The sequence below is a fragment of the Nonomuraea sp. NPDC049725 genome (assembly GCF_040674795.1).
Lineage (GTDB): Bacteria > Actinomycetota > Actinomycetes > Streptosporangiales > Streptosporangiaceae > Nonomuraea > Nonomuraea ceibae.
The window spans coordinates 128,020-144,285 of the sequence record NZ_JBFANJ010000004.1 but is presented as its reverse complement, the minus strand read 5'-3'; the positions used below and the strand labels follow the sequence as shown (position 1 = coordinate 144,285).

Annotated in this window: 16 protein-coding genes; 8 read left to right on the top strand and 8 right to left on the bottom strand. The window is 71.8% G+C overall.

Annotated features, from left to right (window positions below):
- The first annotated feature begins 75 nt into the window (after positions 1 to 75).
- A complete protein-coding gene (locus AB0J53_RS11840) occupies positions 76 to 237 on the top strand; it encodes a hypothetical protein (RefSeq protein WP_020540796.1) in 162 nt (53 codons plus the stop codon).
- A gap of 82 nt (positions 238 to 319) precedes the next feature.
- Here AB0J53_RS11840 and AB0J53_RS11835 read toward each other — a convergent pair whose 3' ends face one another.
- From AB0J53_RS11835 to AB0J53_RS11805, 7 genes are all read right to left on the bottom strand, one after another.
- Positions 320 to 601 (bottom strand): metal-sensitive transcriptional regulator, encoded by a 282-nt coding sequence (locus AB0J53_RS11835; protein ID WP_049560737.1) that lies wholly within the window; start codon positions 599 to 601, stop codon positions 320 to 322.
- A gap of 28 nt (positions 602 to 629) precedes the next feature.
- On the bottom strand, positions 630 to 1,697 hold the full coding sequence (locus AB0J53_RS11830) for a glycosyltransferase (RefSeq protein WP_364171234.1): 1,068 nt from the start codon (positions 1,695 to 1,697) through the stop codon (positions 630 to 632).
- A complete protein-coding gene (locus AB0J53_RS11825; RefSeq protein ID WP_219501447.1) occupies positions 1,694 to 2,488 on the bottom strand; it encodes a hypothetical protein in 795 nt (264 codons plus the stop codon). Before AB0J53_RS11825 ends, AB0J53_RS11830 begins: the two co-directional genes overlap by 4 nt.
- 147 nt (positions 2,489 to 2,635) lie before the next feature.
- Positions 2,636 to 4,735, bottom strand: a complete 2,100-nt coding sequence (locus AB0J53_RS11820; protein WP_364171231.1) for a (Fe-S)-binding protein — start codon at positions 4,733 to 4,735, stop codon at positions 2,636 to 2,638.
- 117 nt (positions 4,736 to 4,852) lie between these two features.
- Positions 4,853 to 5,434 (bottom strand): TetR family transcriptional regulator, encoded by a 582-nt coding sequence (locus tag AB0J53_RS11815; protein WP_219501443.1) that lies wholly within the window; start codon positions 5,432 to 5,434, stop codon positions 4,853 to 4,855.
- Positions 5,431 to 6,180, bottom strand: coding sequence for a class I SAM-dependent methyltransferase (locus tag AB0J53_RS11810; protein ID WP_364171229.1), 750 nt, complete (start codon positions 6,178 to 6,180; stop codon positions 5,431 to 5,433). The genes AB0J53_RS11815 and AB0J53_RS11810 overlap by 4 nt, the downstream gene beginning before the upstream one ends.
- A gap of 11 nt (positions 6,181 to 6,191) precedes the next feature.
- Positions 6,192 to 7,001 (bottom strand): sugar phosphate isomerase/epimerase, encoded by an 810-nt coding sequence (locus AB0J53_RS11805; protein WP_219501440.1) that lies wholly within the window; start codon positions 6,999 to 7,001, stop codon positions 6,192 to 6,194.
- 56 nt (positions 7,002 to 7,057) lie between these two features.
- Here AB0J53_RS11805 and AB0J53_RS11800 point away from each other — a divergent pair, with 56 nt between their 5' ends.
- The 6 genes from AB0J53_RS11800 (at position 7,058) to disA (ending at position 14,600) form a co-directional block, all read left to right on the top strand.
- Positions 7,058 to 7,756, top strand: coding sequence for a class I SAM-dependent methyltransferase (locus tag AB0J53_RS11800; protein ID WP_364171227.1), 699 nt, complete (start codon positions 7,058 to 7,060; stop codon positions 7,754 to 7,756).
- Positions 7,757 to 7,800: 44 nt separating this feature from the next.
- Positions 7,801 to 8,169 carry a MerR family transcriptional regulator gene (locus AB0J53_RS11795; RefSeq protein WP_219501436.1) on the top strand — a complete coding sequence of 123 codons (369 nt, stop codon included), beginning with the start codon at positions 7,801 to 7,803 and terminating at the stop codon, positions 8,167 to 8,169.
- Positions 8,166 to 8,471: a thioredoxin gene (gene trxA, locus AB0J53_RS11790; RefSeq protein ID WP_219501434.1), complete on the top strand. Its 306-nt coding sequence runs from the start codon at positions 8,166 to 8,168 to the stop codon at positions 8,469 to 8,471. Before AB0J53_RS11795 ends, trxA begins: the two co-directional genes overlap by 4 nt.
- 73 nt (positions 8,472 to 8,544) lie before the next feature.
- Entirely contained in the window at positions 8,545 to 10,755 is a 2,211-nt protein-coding gene (locus AB0J53_RS11785) for a M28 family peptidase (protein ID WP_364171224.1), read from the top strand.
- A 358-nt stretch (positions 10,756 to 11,113) separates the two neighbouring features.
- Positions 11,114 to 12,520 (top strand): DNA repair protein RadA, encoded by a 1,407-nt coding sequence (gene radA / locus AB0J53_RS11780; protein ID WP_219501430.1) that lies wholly within the window; start codon positions 11,114 to 11,116, stop codon positions 12,518 to 12,520.
- 997 nt (positions 12,521 to 13,517) lie between these two features.
- On the top strand, positions 13,518 to 14,600 hold the full coding sequence (gene disA, locus AB0J53_RS11775; protein ID WP_219501428.1) for a DNA integrity scanning diadenylate cyclase DisA: 1,083 nt from the start codon (positions 13,518 to 13,520) through the stop codon (positions 14,598 to 14,600).
- Between the two features lie 29 nt (positions 14,601 to 14,629).
- On the opposite strand, the gene AB0J53_RS11770 is transcribed toward disA, so the two are convergent.
- Positions 14,630 to 15,310: a hypothetical protein gene (locus tag AB0J53_RS11770; protein ID WP_219501426.1), complete on the bottom strand. Its 681-nt coding sequence runs from the start codon at positions 15,308 to 15,310 to the stop codon at positions 14,630 to 14,632.
- A gap of 196 nt (positions 15,311 to 15,506) precedes the next feature.
- Here AB0J53_RS11770 and AB0J53_RS11765 point away from each other — a divergent pair, with 196 nt between their 5' ends.
- Entirely contained in the window at positions 15,507 to 16,265 is a 759-nt protein-coding gene (locus tag AB0J53_RS11765) for an A/G-specific adenine glycosylase (protein WP_364171984.1), read from the top strand.
- Position 16,266: the final 1 nt, after the last annotated feature.

The window sequence follows — 16,266 nt, the reverse complement described above, 5'->3', positions numbered from 1 at the left end:
GATGGGCCATGTCGCCCGAAGGGACCGCACCGTAACCTCGAAGAGGGTGTGGGCTGCGGAAGGAAGGACGACGCGGTGGGGCACGATGACCTGGACTCTCGGGTCCACGACCGTGTCGCGTTGGACGAGATTGCGCTCTACGCCGAGGTGCTCACCGCCGTCGCTGTAAGCGAGCGGCGGCTTACCTTGGATGAGCTCGACGACGCGCTCGGATTGCGGACTTCGGCGAGCCGCTGAAGAAGATGACATGACCTGGTCCCGGACTCCCCAGGGGTCCGGGACAGTGCTTATCTGGAATGGCTCATCCTGACTAGTTCTTTCAGGACCGTACGAGCCGCGCGATGGCCGCCGACGCTTCCTTGACCTTGGCGTCGGCCTCCGGCCCGCCGGTGGCGATGGCGTCGGCCACGCAGTGGGAGATGTGCTCCTCCAGCAGCCCGAGCGCCACGGCCTGCAGCGCGCGTGTGGCGGCGGAGACCTGGGTGAGGACGTCGATGCAGTAGGCGTCGTCGTCAACCATCCGCTGCAGGCCCCTGATCTGGCCTTCGATGCGCCTGAGCCGGGTGAGATAAGCCTGCTTGTCTCCGCTGTACCCATGCATGGTTCTACGGTACCCGTTACCCGTATGGTCAGCGGAGGTCCGCGATCAGCTTCTCCCACTGCACGCTGACCTCGTCGGCCGCGTGCCTGATCGCGGTGTCGAGCGCGCCCGCCGCGAGCGAGCGCCGCCTGCGCTCGTCGTCGATGAGCGACAGCAGCGCGGCGGCCAGCATCTCGGCCTCGCCGGCCGACTCGGGCACGAGCACGCCGTTGTAGCCGGTCGCCACGAACTCGGCCGGCCCCCTGGCTCCCTCGAACGCCACGACCGGCACCCCGCAGCCCATCGCCTCCAGCACGGTCATGCCCAGGTCGGCGCTGCGGGAGCTGTTGGCCACGATCGACGCCTTGGCGAACTCCCCCGCCAGGTCGGGCGTGGTGCCCATGAAGTAGACGTGGTTGTGCAGGCCCAGCTCGCTGACCAGGGCGCGGAGCCTGCGTTCCTCCGGACCGCCGCCGTACAGCCTGAGCCTCCAGTCGGGGCGCTTGTCGGCGACGATGGCGAAGGCGTTGATCAGCCGGTCGTACGCCTTGGCGGGCACCCAGCGCCCGCCGGCCGCCACGATGCGGTTGTCCATCCGGGAGCGCGGCCAGGGCGCGATGGGCAGCGCGTCGGGCACGCTGTGCACGGACGGGCCGCCGTCGAGCAGCCTGCGCCACTCCTCCTGCGCCGACTCGGTGGCGGTGACGACGGCGTCGAGGCGCGGGTAGAGCTTCCTGACCGGACCGGGGACGGCGGGGCGGGCCCACTCGCGGGCGATGCGCAGGATCTCGCGCGGCGCGTGCCTGGCGGCCTGGACACTCAGTCCGGGCCTGGTGGTGATGAGAACGTCACTCTTGAGCCCGCGCAGCGCCCGCCACAGCGCCACCTCGGTGCGCACCTGCCCGCGCGGCAGCAGGTGGCGCACGCCGGGCCTGGCGTCGATGACCGAGCGCATGGTCACGTTCGGGCCCACGGGGAAGAACGGCTTCTCCTTCTGCCGCCTGAGGCTGATCACCTCCACCTCGTGCCGCTGGGCGAGCGCCGTGGCCAGGTTGAGCGTGGACCGGACGTCGCCGCGCATGCCGTACGCGGAGGAGAGGATCAGGCTGACTCTCACCCGCCCACCTCGATGCGGAGCTCGTCGTCGGCCGTGTAGGAGGGCCGGATCGGGATGCCGTCGACCCGCGCCGACGGGTAGTGCAGGCGGCGGCGCTTGCCGTCGACGTCGTCGAGCCAGGCGCCGAGCCGCAGCGGCTCGGGCACGCCGTCGACCTCCAGCGACGGCTCCCAGGTGCCGGACCCCTCGGGGTCGGCCGCGAGCACGTCCACCAGCGAGAACGCGGCGTGGAAGCGCACCCCCTGCACGGTGGCGGTGGCGCACACCCGCGCGCCCGTCTGCCTGCGCTGCAGGGCCAGCATGGCCTCGTGGCGGGAGTCGTCGTCCTCCAGCCCGGTGTAGGCGAGCAGGCCGGTGACCTCGAAGCGGCCTTCCCTGAACCAGACCGCGCGCACCTCGGCCACCGGCTCGGCGTCGTCGATCTTCAGCGCGAGATAGCCGTTGCGGGTGCGGTAGGAGCGGTAGGCGAGCGTGCGCTTGCACAGCGCGTACGCGTCGAGGTGGTCGAGCGAGAAGCCCGGATCGATGCTGCGCAGCCGCACCCGCTTGCCGTCGTGGCGCAGGTAGGCGTCCCAGCGTCCGGCGCTGAGCAGCAACGGGGCCAGCGACACGGCCAGGCTGGCCTCGCGGGCCACGGCTCCCGGGGTGCCGAGCAGCACGTCACGCTCGACGCCGCTGGTGCGGTGGCGCAGCACCAGCTCGGTGCCGGCCTTCAGCGGCTCGCGCATGGCCAGGCGCAGGGAGAGCACGTCGGCCAGGGTGACTTCCGCATCCGTCACGACGACGCTCATGCGTGCCCCCTCCCCGTCGAATAGAGCCATGCGACGTTGAGGTTACCGTGATTTTCCCGTTATGTGGATGGCAGATTTACGGGGATCGCCCCTTCTGACGTGCGAAACTCCTCCACAGACGACTGTGGAGGAGTCCGACTATCCCGGTCAGGAAGGGCTCTTGACCGATTTGATCAAGAGCTGGGCCACGTCCACGACCTCCAGCGACTCCTTGGCCTCGCCGCTGTTCTTCTTCTCGTTGATGGCGTCGCCGAGCATCACCATGCAGAACGGGCACGCGGTCGACACCGTGTCGGGATTCGTGGTCAGCGCCTCGTCCACCCGCTCGGTGTTGATGCGCTTGCCGATGCGCTCCTCCATCCACATCCGGGCGCCGCCGGCGCCGCAGCAGAAGCCGCGATCCTTGTGCCGGTGCATTTCCTGGGTCTGCACGCCGGGCACCTTCGACATGATGTCGCGCGGCTGCGAATAGACCTTGTTGTGGCGGCCGAGGAAGCACGGGTCGTGGTAGGTGATCTTCTCCTCGATCGGCGTGATCGGCGTGAGCAGCCCCTCGTCCACCAGCTTGGCCAGCAACTGCGTGTGGTGCACGACCTCGTACGTGCCGCCGAGCTGCGGATATTCGTTGGCCAGCGTGTTGAAGCAGTGGGGGCAGGTGGCGACGATCTTCTTGACGCCGGCCTCGTTCAGCGTCTCGATGTTCTGCTGGGCCAGCATGTTGAACAGGTACTCCATGCCCAGGCGGCGGGCCGGGTCACCGGTGCACGCCTCCATCGGGCCGAGCACCGCGAACTTGACGCCCGCGATGTGCAGCAGCTCGGCCACGGCCTTGGTGGTCTTCTTGGCCCGGTCCTCCAGCGCGCCCGCGCAGCCCACCCAGAACAGGTATTCGGCGTCCTCGGGCATCTTGTCCTCGACGAGCTCGACCTCGAAGTCCAGCTCCTCGATCCAGTCGGCCCGCTTCATCTCGGACATGCCCCACGGGTTGCCCTTGTTCTCCAGGTTCTTCACCATCACTCCCGCCTCGGACGGGAACGACGACTCCACCATCACCTGGTAGCGGCGCATGTCGAGGATGTGGTCGATGTGCTCGATGTCGACGGGGCACTGCTCGACACAGGCGCCGCAGTTGGTGCACGACCAGAGCACGTCGGGGTGGATCACGCCGTCCTCGCCGACCAGCGGCTTCTCCAGCAGCGCCAGCACGTCCTGCCCGGCGTGCTCGTTGCTCGCCGCCATCAGGTACGGGGCCACCGCGAAGGCGTGGTCACGCTGGTCGATGATGAGCATCTTCGGCGACAGCGGCTTGTCGGTGTTCCACGCCGGGCACTGCGACTGGCAGCGTCCGCACTCGGTGCAGGAGTAGAAGTCGAGGAAGCCCTTCCACGTGGTGTCGCCGATCTTGCCCCGGCCGAGCTTCTCCGGGTCGAGGTCCTCGTCCTCGAAGTCGACGGTCTTGCCGTCGACCCGCAGCTCGGGGGCCGCGCCCATGGCGTCGGGGCGGCGGGAGAACAGCACGTTGAGCGGCGCCGTGAAGATGTGCAGGTGCTTGGAGTTCATCACGATGACGAGGAACACCAGCATGAAGCCGATGTGCAGCAGCAGCCCGATCTCCTCGAGCAGCTCGCTGTGCGGCAGCACGTCGCCGAGCGCCAGCGAGACGAACGCGCCCGAGGAGTAGGGGAAGTTGCCGTTGGCCGCCGCCGCGCCCCTGGCCAGGAAGAGCGTCCAGATGATGTTGAAGATCATGAACAGCACGAGCCACGCGCCGCCCAGGTGCGACCCGGAGAAGCGGGAGTCCCGGCCGAGCGTCTTCGGCGAGTTCTTCACCCGGATGACGGCGAAGGCGACCACGCCGAGCAGACAGGCGACCGCGATGAAGTCCTGGAGGAAGCCCAGGACCCCCCAGGTGCCGATCAGCGGGATGTGGAAGTTCGGCCTGCCGGTGATGGCGCCCTGGATGATCGCGCCGTACGCCTCGATGTAGACAGTCAGCAGGATGAAGAACGCCCACATGACGAAGAAGTGCGCGACGCCCGACGGCGTCCACTTGAGCAGCTTCTTCTGCCCGAACACCTCGACGAGCTGGGCCTTGATCTCCTGCCCGACGTTGGCCTTGGCGTAGGCGATCCGCTCGGGCGCGGGCGGGCCCACTGTGGCGAGCTTGACCAGGAACAGCGCCCGGCGGCCCGCCATGGCGACCGCCGCGACGGTCATCACGAGCCCGATGATGGCTACCCAGAGCACGGATCCTCCCAACACCTCAGCGTATTGACCGGCCTCCCCAGAATCCTACCCGCCGGTAACATTCACAGGGTAACCCGCTACTCACCTTACGGTCAGGCCCGCGTCCAGAACAATGCTCTACCCGGTGAAGTAGCGTTGAATCGTCGGCCCCAGCAGCTCGGCCAGCTCCTCGGGATCGGCGCTCGCCATCGGCTCCAGCTTGAGCACGTACCGGGCCATGAGCACGCCGAACATCTGCGCGAAGGCCGCCTCGATCCGCAGATGCGGCACGTCGAGCTGGTCGGCCACCCTGAACAGCAGCGCGTTGGTGATGAACTCGCGGAACATCGGCACGGCCTGCTCGTTCGTCATGGCCGAGCGCACCAGGGCGATCATCGGCTCGCGCGTGTCGGGCTCGGCCGTCACGCTCAGGATCAGCGTGACCAGCCGCTTGCCCAGATCCTCGCGCGGACCGTCGAGCAGCGTCGGGATCACCACGTCAGGCGTGATCGGCAGCCGCATCGCCGCCGCGAACATGCCCTCCTTGGTGTCGAAATAGTGATGCACGAGAGCCGGGTCGACCTGCGCCTCCCTCGCGATCCCGCGCACCGTCGCCTTGTCGAACCCCTTCTCCGCGAACACCTTCCTGGCCGCGCTGAGGATCTCACCCCGCGTGTCGGCCGACCCGGGCCTGCGCCCCGGCCCCCGCCTGACCGTCACCGGCCCACCGCCAGGTAGACGCGCATCGGCACCGACAGCACGCCGCCGGGGAACTCCCTCGTCAGTTCCGCCCGCTGCCGCTCGACCAGCTCGTCGGCCGCCCCCGCGGACAGCGCCGCCATGTAGGAGTGGGAGCGCAGGTCGAGCAGGAAGTCCTCGACGCGCACCAGCCGGGTCCACGGGATCCACCGCTCCGCGACCACCTCGAACGCGGCCGCGATCGGCGGCACCGACCACTCCTCCAGCGCCGGACCCCAATACGTCGGGCACGACCTGGCCAGCCGCTCCTCGTAGGCCGCCAGCCAGCCCGCCTGCGCGGCGTGCGCCAGGTTCCAGCAGCCGGCGATCGCGCCGCCGGGCCGCAGCACCCGCCTGGCCTCGGCGATCGACGCCACCGGGTCGAGCCAGTGCCAGGACTGGGCATAGGTCACCAGATCGGCCACGCCGCCGGCCAGCGGCAGCGCGTTGCCGTCGGCCAGCACGGCCGCCGTACCGCCTGACCCGGCCCGCGAGCGCAGCCGGGCCAGCATCTCCGCGCCCGGGTCGACCGCCACCACCCGCGAGCCGCGGGCCCGCAGGGCGCGCGTCAGGATGCCCGTGCCGGCGCCCACGTCGACCGCCGTCGCGCCGTCGAGGTCGACGCCCGACACCTCCGACAGCGCCTGGAACAGCTCATCCGGATAGGTCGGGCGGGCCGCGTCATAGGCGTCGGCGACCCGGTCGAACACCTTGCCGAGCTCGCGCATCGGCCCCACGCTCATCGCGTGGCCGCCAAATGGAGCCGGGCGAAGGCCAGCCCCTCGGCCAGGTCGTCGATCCGCTCGGTGCGGCTGGACGCCTTGCGCGTGTTGACCTCCAGCACGACCAGGCCGTCGTAGCCGGAGCCCGCCAGCCGCTCCAGCAGCGGCGCGCACGGCTGGTTGCCCCTGCCGGGGACCAGGTGCTCGTCCTTGTTGGTGACGCCGAGGCCGTCGGCCAGGTGAACGTGGGCCAGCCGGTCGCCGAGCTTGGTGGCCATCTCCATCGCGTCGCTGCCGGACACCGCCGTGTGCGACAGGTCGAGCGTGACGTGCGGGAAGTCGTAGTCGGTCGGGTTCCAGTCGGGCGAATAGGGCACCACGTCGTTGCCCCGGGCCCGCAGCGGGAACATGTTCTCGACCGCGAACGTGATGTCGGTCTCGTCGCGCATGCGGGCCAGACCGGTCTCGAACTCGCGCGCGTAATCCCGCTGCCAGCGGAACGGCGGGTGCACCACGACCGTCGAGGCGCCCAGCCGCTCGGCCGCCTTCTGCGCCTTGACCAGCTTGGCCCACGGGTCACGCCCCCACACCCGCTGCGTGACGAGCAGGCAGGGCGCGTGGATGGCCAGGACCGGCACCTGGTAGTGCTCGGAAAGCCGCTCGATCACGTCGATGTCCTGGCTCACCGGGTCTGCGCCGACCATGATCTCGACGCCGTCGTAGCCCAGGCGGGCCGCCAGCTCGAACGCATCGGGAGTGCGTTCCGGATATACCGAAGCGGTGGACAATGCGATCTTCGCATTGGGCACGCGGATGACATCAGCCACGCTGCCAGCCTAAGCCGGTTGACGCGATATGGCGCGCCGCCCCCTACGGTTGGGCCATGCCCAGGATCGCGAAAGGCGCCATTCCCAGTCCCAACATCTGGAACACCCCGCAGGTGTACGAGCTGGAGAATCGCGCCGTCGATCCCGAAGGCGCCGCCGACGCGGCCATGCGCGCGCTGCGCCCGTGGGAGGGCGCCACCGTGCTCGACATCGGCTGCGGCACCGGCTTCCACCTGCCGATCTACGCGCGCCACGCCGCCCGGGTGATCGGCGTCGAGCCCCACGGCGACCTGGCCGCTATGGCCCGCCGCCGCTGCGCGGCGCTCCCCTCCGTCCAGGTGCACGCCGCCGGCGCCCAGGACCTGCCGCTCCCCGACGCCTCGGCCGACGTCGCCGTCGCGCGCTGGGCGTACTTCTTCGGGCCCGGCTGCGAGCCGGGCCTGCGCGAGCTCTCACGGGTCGTACGGCGCGGCGGGGCGGCCTTCGTCGTGGACCTCGACGCCACCAGGGGCGCGTTCGGCCGGTGGTTCCAGCGGACGGTGCCGGCCTATTCGGCGAGGGCCGTGGAGGACTTCTGGGTCCGCCACGGATGGCAGCGGCAGGAGCTCGACCTGCGGATGGTCTTCGAACGGCGGGCCGATCTGGAGGCCGTGCTGCGCATCGAGTTCGCGCCCGAGGTGGCCGAGCAGGCCATCGCCGAGACGCCCGGCCTGGAGCTGGCCTATCCGAACGTGCTGCGCTGGCGCTACTACTGACCGGGCTTGACCCTGACGTCAGTGTCAACGTTTACCTTGAGGGCATGCGCATCGGAGAGCTGGCCGAACGGACCGGGGTGAGCACCCGCTCGCTCCGCTACTACGAGCAGCAGGGGCTGCTCAGCGCCCGCCGCAGCGCCAACGGCTACCGCGACTACTCCGAGGACGACGTCAAGCTCGTGTCGGAGATCCGCATGCTGCTGTCCGTCGGGCTGACGCTGGACGACACCCGCCCGTTCGTCGCGTGCCTGCGCGCCGGGCACAGCACGGGCGGGTCCTGTCCCGAGTCGGTCGCCGTCTACCAGCGCAAGCTGGCGGAGATCGACGAGCAGATCCGCGTCCTGCTCACCCGCCGCGCCGAGGTGTCGGCCCAGCTCGCCGACGCCTGCACGTTCTCTGGAGGTAAGCGATGATCACCCTGACCACGGACAACTTCGAGGAGCAGGTGCTCAAGGCCGACAAGCCGGTGCTCGTCGACTTCTGGGCCGAATGGTGCGGGCCCTGCCGCATGGTCGCGCCGGTCCTGGCCGAGATCGAGGCCGAGCACGGCCTGACCATCGGCAAGCTCAACACCGACGAGCACCCCGAGATCATGGCCCGCTACGGCGTCATGAGCATCCCCACGCTGCTGCTCTTCGACGGCGGCGAGCCGGTCAAGCAGGTGATCGGCGCCAAGCCCAAGCGCCTGCTCGTCAACGAGCTGGGGCTCGCGTAATCACAAGGATCTACGCGGCGAATCGTTCCCTGGACTGATTCGCCGCCCCACCCCCGCGGCCTAGGTTGGCCGCATGATCCGCTCCGCCCTGATCGGCCTGCTCACGCTGGCCGCCCTGCTCGCGCTCGCCATCGCGGGCCTCGCACCTCCATCGCCACGCGACTCCGGCGAAGGCTTCCAGGCCGTCAGGGCACACGAGCACGTCAAGGCCATCGCCCGCGCACCCCACCCCACCGGCTCCGCCGAGCACACCCGCGTGCGCGACCACCTGCTCACGGAGCTGCGCGCCCTCGGCCTGGAGACCCGCGTCCAGGAAGGCGTCGGCGTCCTGCCGCTCGACATCGACGGCGTCACCCCGATGGGCACGATGCGCAACATCGTCGCCGTCCGCCCCGGCACCGACCCGACCGGCCGCGTCATCCTGGCCGCCCACTACGACTCCGTCCCGGCCGCGCCCGGCGCCGCCGACGACGGGGCCGGCGTGGCCACCATCCTGGAGGTCGTCGGGTCACTGCCGCCCGGCCAGCGCAACGACCTCGTCGTCCTGCTCACCGACGGCGAGGAGCAGGGCCTGCTCGGCGCCGAGACGTTCGCCCGCGACGACCCGCTGGCCAAGGGCACCGTCGTCGTCGTCAACAACGAGGCCCGCGGTGTGCGCGGCGCCGTCCAGATGTTCCGCGCCTCGCCGGGCTCCGCACCCCTCATCGACCTCTACGGCGCCGCCGCGCCGCACCCGTCGGCCGACTCGGCCTTCGCCGCGCTGCTCAGCATCCTGCCCAACAACACCGACTTCCACGTCTTCGACGAGGCGGGCTGGCTGGGCCTCGACTCCGCCTTCGTCGGCGGCGGCGCCTACTACCACTCGCCGCTCGACGACCCCGCCCACCTGAGCCTGAGCAGCCTGCAGCAGATGGGCGACAACACCCTCGGCGTCGCCGCCGCCCTCGGCGACGCCGACCTCACCAAGCTGCGGACCGGGGACGATTCGGCCTATTTCACGATTCCGGGCACCCTGATCCGCTACCCGCTCTGGCTCGAACTCCCCATCGCCGCACTCGCCCTCGCCCTGACCGTCGCCCTCACCTGGACCCTGCGCCGCCCAGCCCGTTCCCCTGCCGGAGATGGCTCCGCCTCGCTGCCCCGGACCCTGGCCGGCGCCCTGCTCGCGCTGGTGCCCGTCCTGCTGTCGGCCGCCGCCGGCTTCGCCGTGATGCCGCTGCTCGGCCTCATCAGGCCCGAATACGACCAGATGTTCACCGGCGACCCCTACCGCCCCTGGCTCTACCAGGCGGCCCTGCTCACCTTCACCGTCGCCGTCGTCCTGGCCTGGCGGGCGATCCTGCGCCGCCTCGGCGCCACCGCGCTCGCCGCCGGCGCCCTGCTGCTGGTCGCCGTCCTGGGCACGCTCTCGGCGCTGCTGCTCCCCGGCGGCTCCCACACGTTCACCTGGCCCGCCCTGTTCGCCGCCGCCGGCTGGCTGATCGCCCGCCGCCTCCCGGGCACCGCCCTGCCCACCGTCGCCCTCACCCTCTGCCTGGCGCCCGCCGTCCTCCTGCTCGCCGCCAACGCCGTGACCTCCCTGGACATCGGCCTCGGCGTCGGCGGCATGATCGCCGCCCCCCACTTCGCCCTCTTCGCCCTGCTCCTCCTCCCCCTCCTCAAGCAGACTCCTCCCGCCGACCGCTCCGGGCGGCGCGGCCGGGCCTTCCTGCCGCCGCTCGTAGCCGTGGCCGCCGCCGTCGCCCTCCTGGCCGCCGGACTGTACGCCGACCGCTTCGACGCCGCGCATCCCCGGCAGCTCCGGCTCGCGTACGCCATGGACGCCGGCGAGAAGCGGGCCGTCTGGGGCACCCGCACCGACACCGCCACCCCCGGCAGCGAGCACTTCTTCCCCACGGGCGCCTGGACGACCACCACCGCCCAGCCCGCCCCCCTGCGCGCCCCGGCCCTGTCGGTGCTCGACGACCAGACCACCCCCACCGGCCGCACCCTCACCCTGCGCCTGACCCCGACCGGCGACGCCCCCGTCACCGGCCTCAGCCTGCCCCCCGGCGCCGCCCCCGCCCGCATGACCGTCAACGGCCGCGACCTGACCAGCACCGGCTTCGCCTACCACGCCCCACCCGGCGAACTGCGCGTCACCCTCACCCTGCCCCCCGGCCCGGCCCGCCTCCGCGCCTTCGAGCAGAGCCACAACCTCCCGTCCCTCCCCGGCTACCAACCCACCCCCGACACCGTCGTCATGAACCCCTTGGCCACCGTCTTCCAAGACCACCCCCTCTAACCACGGCCCCACCGCCCCCACCAGCCCCACTGACCTCAACGACCCTGATGACCCCACCGACTCCCCCTCACCCGGCCCAGGGCCCTCAACGCCCTGGGCCGCCCTGTCGTCGTTGGGGGCGGCGGCCCGCGCCCCGTACGAGCCGCCAGCCTCAACTCCCCGGGCGGTGCGGAACGGTCGCGGGCTCCCGGGGGCGCGGGGCGGTCGTGGGCCGGCAGCGCAGGCCCGTCGTGGGGCTGGCGGCGCGGGGCGGTCGGCGGCCGGGCACCGCGGGACGGTCGCGGACCGGACGCCGCAGGCCGGTCGGCGGCCCCGCCACCCGGGACGATTGTCGGTCTTGGCCGCTACCCTGCTCGGCATGGCCAAGACAGCGCAGAAGCCCGGTTACCGCTGTGCCGAATGCGGGTGGCGTACCACCAAGTGGGTGGGCCGGTGCGGCGAGTGCCAGGCGTGGGGCACGGTCGACGAGGAAGGCGCCCGGGGCGGCGCGCACGTCGTCCAGGCCGGCGCCACCACCGCCCCGGCGATGCCGATCGGCCAGGTCAAGGCCGAGATCGCGGCCGCGCGCACGACGGGCGTCGGCGAGCTCGACCGCGTGCTCGGCGGCGGCCTGGTGCCCGGCGCCGTCGTGCTGCTGGCCGGGGAGCCCGGCATCGGCAAGTCGACGCTGCTGCTGGAGGCCGCGGCCCGCATCGCCGAGCGCGACACCGTCCTCTACGTGACGGGCGAGGAGTCCGCCGCTCAGGTGCGGCTGCGCGCCGACCGCATCGGCGCCATCCGCGACCACCTCTACCTGGCCGCCGAGACCGAGCTGTCGGCCCTGATCGCCCACGTCGAGAAGGTCCAGCCCCGGATGCTCGTGGTCGACTCGGTCCAGACGGTCGGCTCGGCCCAGGCCACCGGCGTCCCGGGCGGCGTCACGCAGGTGCGCGAGGTGGCGGCCAACCTGGTCCGCCTCGCCAAGGAGCGCAACATGTCCACCGTGCTCGTCGGCCACGTCACCAAGGAAGGCTCGATCGCCGGCCCCCGCACGCTGGAGCACCTGGTCGACGTGGTGCTGAACTTCGAGGGCGACCGCCACTCGCGGCTCCGCATGGTGCGCGCGATCAAGAACCGGTTCGGCCCCACCGACGAGGTCGGCTGCTTCGACCTGCACGAACGCGGCATCGAAGGCATCACGGACCCGAGCGGCCTGTTCGTCTCCCGGCGCAGCAGCCCCGTGCCCGGCACCTGCGTGACCGTCACCGTCGAAGGCACCCGCCCCCTCCCCGCCGAGGTCCAGGCCCTGGTCGCCCGCACCGAGGCCCAGCAGCCCCGCCGCACCTCCTCGGGCCTCGACACCTACCGGGTGCAGATGATCCTCGCCGTCCTGGAGCGCCGGCTCAACGCCCGGCTCGGCGGCTGCGACGTGTTCACCGCCACGGTCGGCGGCATCAAACTCGCCGACCCGGCCGTGGACCTGTCCGTCATGCTCGCCGTCGCCAGCGCCGCCGGGGACAAGCCCCTCCCCGCCGGCCTCGTCGCCCTGGGCGAAGTCGGCCTCGCGGGCGAGCTCCGCCCGGTCAAGGACGTCCGCCGCCGCCTCTCGGAGGCCGCCCGCATGGGCTTCAAACGCGGCCTCGTCCCGGCCGGCTCCCTCAACGAAGGCACCCGCAAGCCGAACGGCCAACGTTCCCTCGTCCCGGTCGGCCCGGTCGCCTTCGCCCCGGGCTTCGAAGTCGTCGAAGCCGAAAACGTCTGGGACGCCCTGACCCACGTGACCTGACCCCATTTCCACGGTCCGGCCCGTACGTGATCCGCGCCCTCCAGGCTCCGGCCCTCCCAAGGGCCAGGACGCTTCGTCGGCCCCGGCCCCCCGCCGAGGGCCAGCCCGCTGTGGGGCGCCCGCCGCGCCGGAGGCGCCGGCGCGGCGCCACCCCTGACGCGACGCCGCCCCTTCGGCGGAGTCGCCCCCACCACCTCGGGAGCGCCAGCCCTCCACGCCAACCCTCCGGCGTGACACCGGCCCTCCGGAGGCGTCAGCCCCGCGACGCCCACCCTCTAGGGACGTCGGCCGCGCCATCTCAGAGGCGTCGGCCTCCTCCGGCGGCCCCGGCGCGATGCAGACACTCCCGAGGGCGTCAGCCCTGCGACGCCAGCCACCTGCGAGGCGGCGGCGCGCGGCGGCTGACGCAGGGGCGACCGCCCCGAGGGTGCTGGGGGCCTGGGAGGCGTCGGGTCTGTTGAGCCGTCGGCCGCCTCGGAGGCGCAGCCGTCCGTAGCGGGGCCGCTCCCGCAGCGCCCCCTCCCTGCAGGCGGGAGCCTGTCAGCCGAGCGGCTCGACGAGCGGTTCGCGTCGCCGCAAGGCGGGTCCGCTGCACCTGGCCTCGCCGGCAGCCGGGCTCCGCTGCACCAAACCTCGCCAAAGGCGGACGTCGCCACAGCGATGGCGGGTTCCAGGAGGGCGGCCGTTCAGGGGTGGTCGTTGGATTGACCGGTCGTCCGGGAGACCCCTACGGCGGGAGGCGGGCGCGCCGCGGATGGGATCCGCACAGGGAGCGGGAGGGGCACCGTAGGCGGTGGCGGCCGGGGTGGGGAGGGGCGTCCGAGTCGGTTGGAGGGGGAGGGCGTGAGGAGCGTTGGAGGGGGTCAGAGGTGAGGGTGGGTGGGGTGGTTGGAGGGTGCCGGAGGCCGGGGTGGGTGGGGTGGTTGGGGTGGAAGAGGGGGGATGGATCTCGGGCGGCGGGGATAAGCTGGGCTTGACTATTCGACACGGGGGTCAGGTGCCTAACGACAGGAGTCTTGACGACCGCCGTCGCGAAGCCCTGGCGGCTGTGGCCCCGGGCACTCCACTGCGCGACGGCCTGGAGCGAATCCTGCGCGGTCAGACCGGCGGCCTGATCGTGCTCGGTTACAACAGGGTCGTCGAGCAGGTGTGCAGCGGCGGGTTCGAGCTGGATGTGGAGTTCTCGGCCACGAGGCTGCGGGAGCTCGCGAAGATGGACGGGGCGATCGTGGTCAGCGACGACCACAAGATCGTCCGGGCGGCGGTGCATCTGGTGCCGGATCCGGCGATTCCGACGGACGAGTCCGGCACGCGGCACCGTACGGCGCAGCGTGTGGCCAAGGAGACGGGGCTGCCGATCATCGCGATCAGCAAGTCCATGCGGATCATCGCCCTCTATCTCGACGGCATCCGTTACGTGCTGGAGGAGTCGGCGGCGATCATGTCCAAGGCCAATCAGGCTTTGGCGACGCTGGAGCGCTACAAGCATCGGCTCGACGAGGTGTCCGGCACGCTGTCGGCGCTGGAGATCGAGGATCTGGTGACGGTCCGCGACGTGGCGGCGGTGGCGCAGCGGCTGGAGATGGTCCGGCGCATCTCCGACGAGATCAAGGGCTACGTGGTGGAGCTGGGCACCGACGGCAGGCTGCTGTCGTTGCAGCTCGACGAGCTGGTGGCGGGGGTCGACTCCGATCGGGAGTTGGTGATCCGCGACTACCTGCCGGCTCCGGCGGGGCGGCGGCAGCGGCGGCTGTCGGAGGCGATGCAGGAGCTGGACGCGTTGTCGGGCAGCGAGCTGCTGGACCTCTCGGTGGTGGCGAACGTGCTGGGGCACGGCGGCACGGACAAGCTCGACAGCCCGGTGAGCCCGCGCGGGTTCCGGCTGCTGGCGAAGGTGCCGAGGCTGCCAGCGACGGTGGTGGACCGGCTGGTCAACCACTTCGGCAGCCTGCAGAAGCTGCTGGCGGCGAGCATCGACGACCTCCAGGAGGTGGGCGGCGTCGGCGAGTCGCGGGCCCGGAGCGTGCGCGAGGGCCTGTCGCGGCTGGCGGAGTCGTCGATCCTGGAGCGCTACGTCTGACCCGGTCTCCTGGGGCGCGGCCGTGCGGGTCAGCGCAGGTGGAAGACGCCCTTGGGGCTCTTGAGCTTGCCCATGCGGGCCACCGCGACGTACGTGCCCGGCAGGGCGGTGGGCGGGTCGGCGCGGCAGTCGCCGCTGGAGCGGCGGCGGTCCCAGTCGAGCGAGCGCACGTACGGGACGCCGCGCTGCAGCTCCTTGACCTCGGTGCCGGGGCCGCTGACGCAGTCGGAGGTGGACCAGATGCGGTCCTCGCCGGAGGTGATGCGAATCTCCATGGCGCGCGGGCCGACGTCGGCCTTGCACATGACGTCGCCGGTGTTGACGACGGTGATGAGGAAGTTCGGGCGGGCGGCGCCGGCGTAGATCTCCTGCTTGCCCTGGAGGCCCAGCACCAGGTCGCGTTCGGCGCAGGGTTCGCCGGGGCGCTGGGTGCGCGCCTGTTCGGTGGCCTTGGCCGGGCTGGGTGTCGGCGTGGGCGTGGCGGTGCCGAGGGCCAGCGTGCGCAGGCCCGCGAGGAGCGGGTCGGCGGCCGGGGCCGGGGTCTGCGAGGTCTGGGCGCTGGAGGCGCGTTCCGGCCCTCCGGCGCTGCTCGAACAGGCCCACGCCACCACGGCGACCACCACGAGCACCGCGACGAGCACGCTCATGCGCCGCCGCCAGTAGACGTCGCCTCCGAATCCAGGGTCGTCACGCATCGCATCCGGGTCCATACGCACAGCATGTTCATTGGTGCGGCCACCTAGCGTGACGACACGCCGCACCTTGCCATCTCGGCATACGCTGGGGCCCGTGGTTGAGCCGAAACTCCTACACATTCCCATTCTGGAGTGGTACGAAAACAACGCCCGAGAACTCCCTTGGCGGGCGGCGGACGCGACGCCGTGGGGCGTGCTCGTCAGCGAGATCATGTTGCAGCAGACGCCGGTGGCGAGGGTGCTGCCGGTGTGGCTGGAGTGGATGGCCCGCTGGCCGACCCCGAAGGATCTGGCTGCCGAGCTTCCCGGGGAGGCCGTACGCCATTGGGGCAGGCTCGGCTACCCGCGGCGGGCGCTGCGGCTGCACGCGTGCGCGCGGGCCATCACGGAGGAGCACGGCGGCGAGGTGCCGAGTGATCACGCGACGCTGCTCGGGCTGCCGGGCATCGGCGAGTACACGGCCGCCGCCGTGGCCAGTTTCGCGTACGGGGGGCGGCACGCGGTGCTCGACACCAACGTGCGCCGGGTGTTCGCCAGGGCGGTGCGGGCGGAGGAGTACCCGCCTACCGCGACCTCGGCGGCGGAGCGCCGGCTGGCGGAGTCGCTGCTGCCTGAGCTGGGCGCGGCCCGGTGGGGTGTGGCGGTGATGGAGCTGGGCGCGCTGGTGTGCACGGCCCGCGCGCCGCGGTGCGCCGACTGCCCGATCGCGTCGGCGTGCGCGTGGCGGCTGGCGGGCAAGCCGCCGCACGACGGGCCGCCGCGCAAGGGGCAGACGTACGCGGGGACGGACCGGCAGTGCCGGGGCCGTCTGCTGGCCGTGTTGCGGGACGCCCACGGGCCGGTGCCGAAGGCGGCGCTGGACGTGGTGTGGGACGACGCGGTGCAGCGGGAGCGGGCCCTGGACGGCCTGGTGGCTGACGGGCTCGCGGAGCCCCTGCCCGACGGGACGTACCGGCTGCCCCACGCATAGG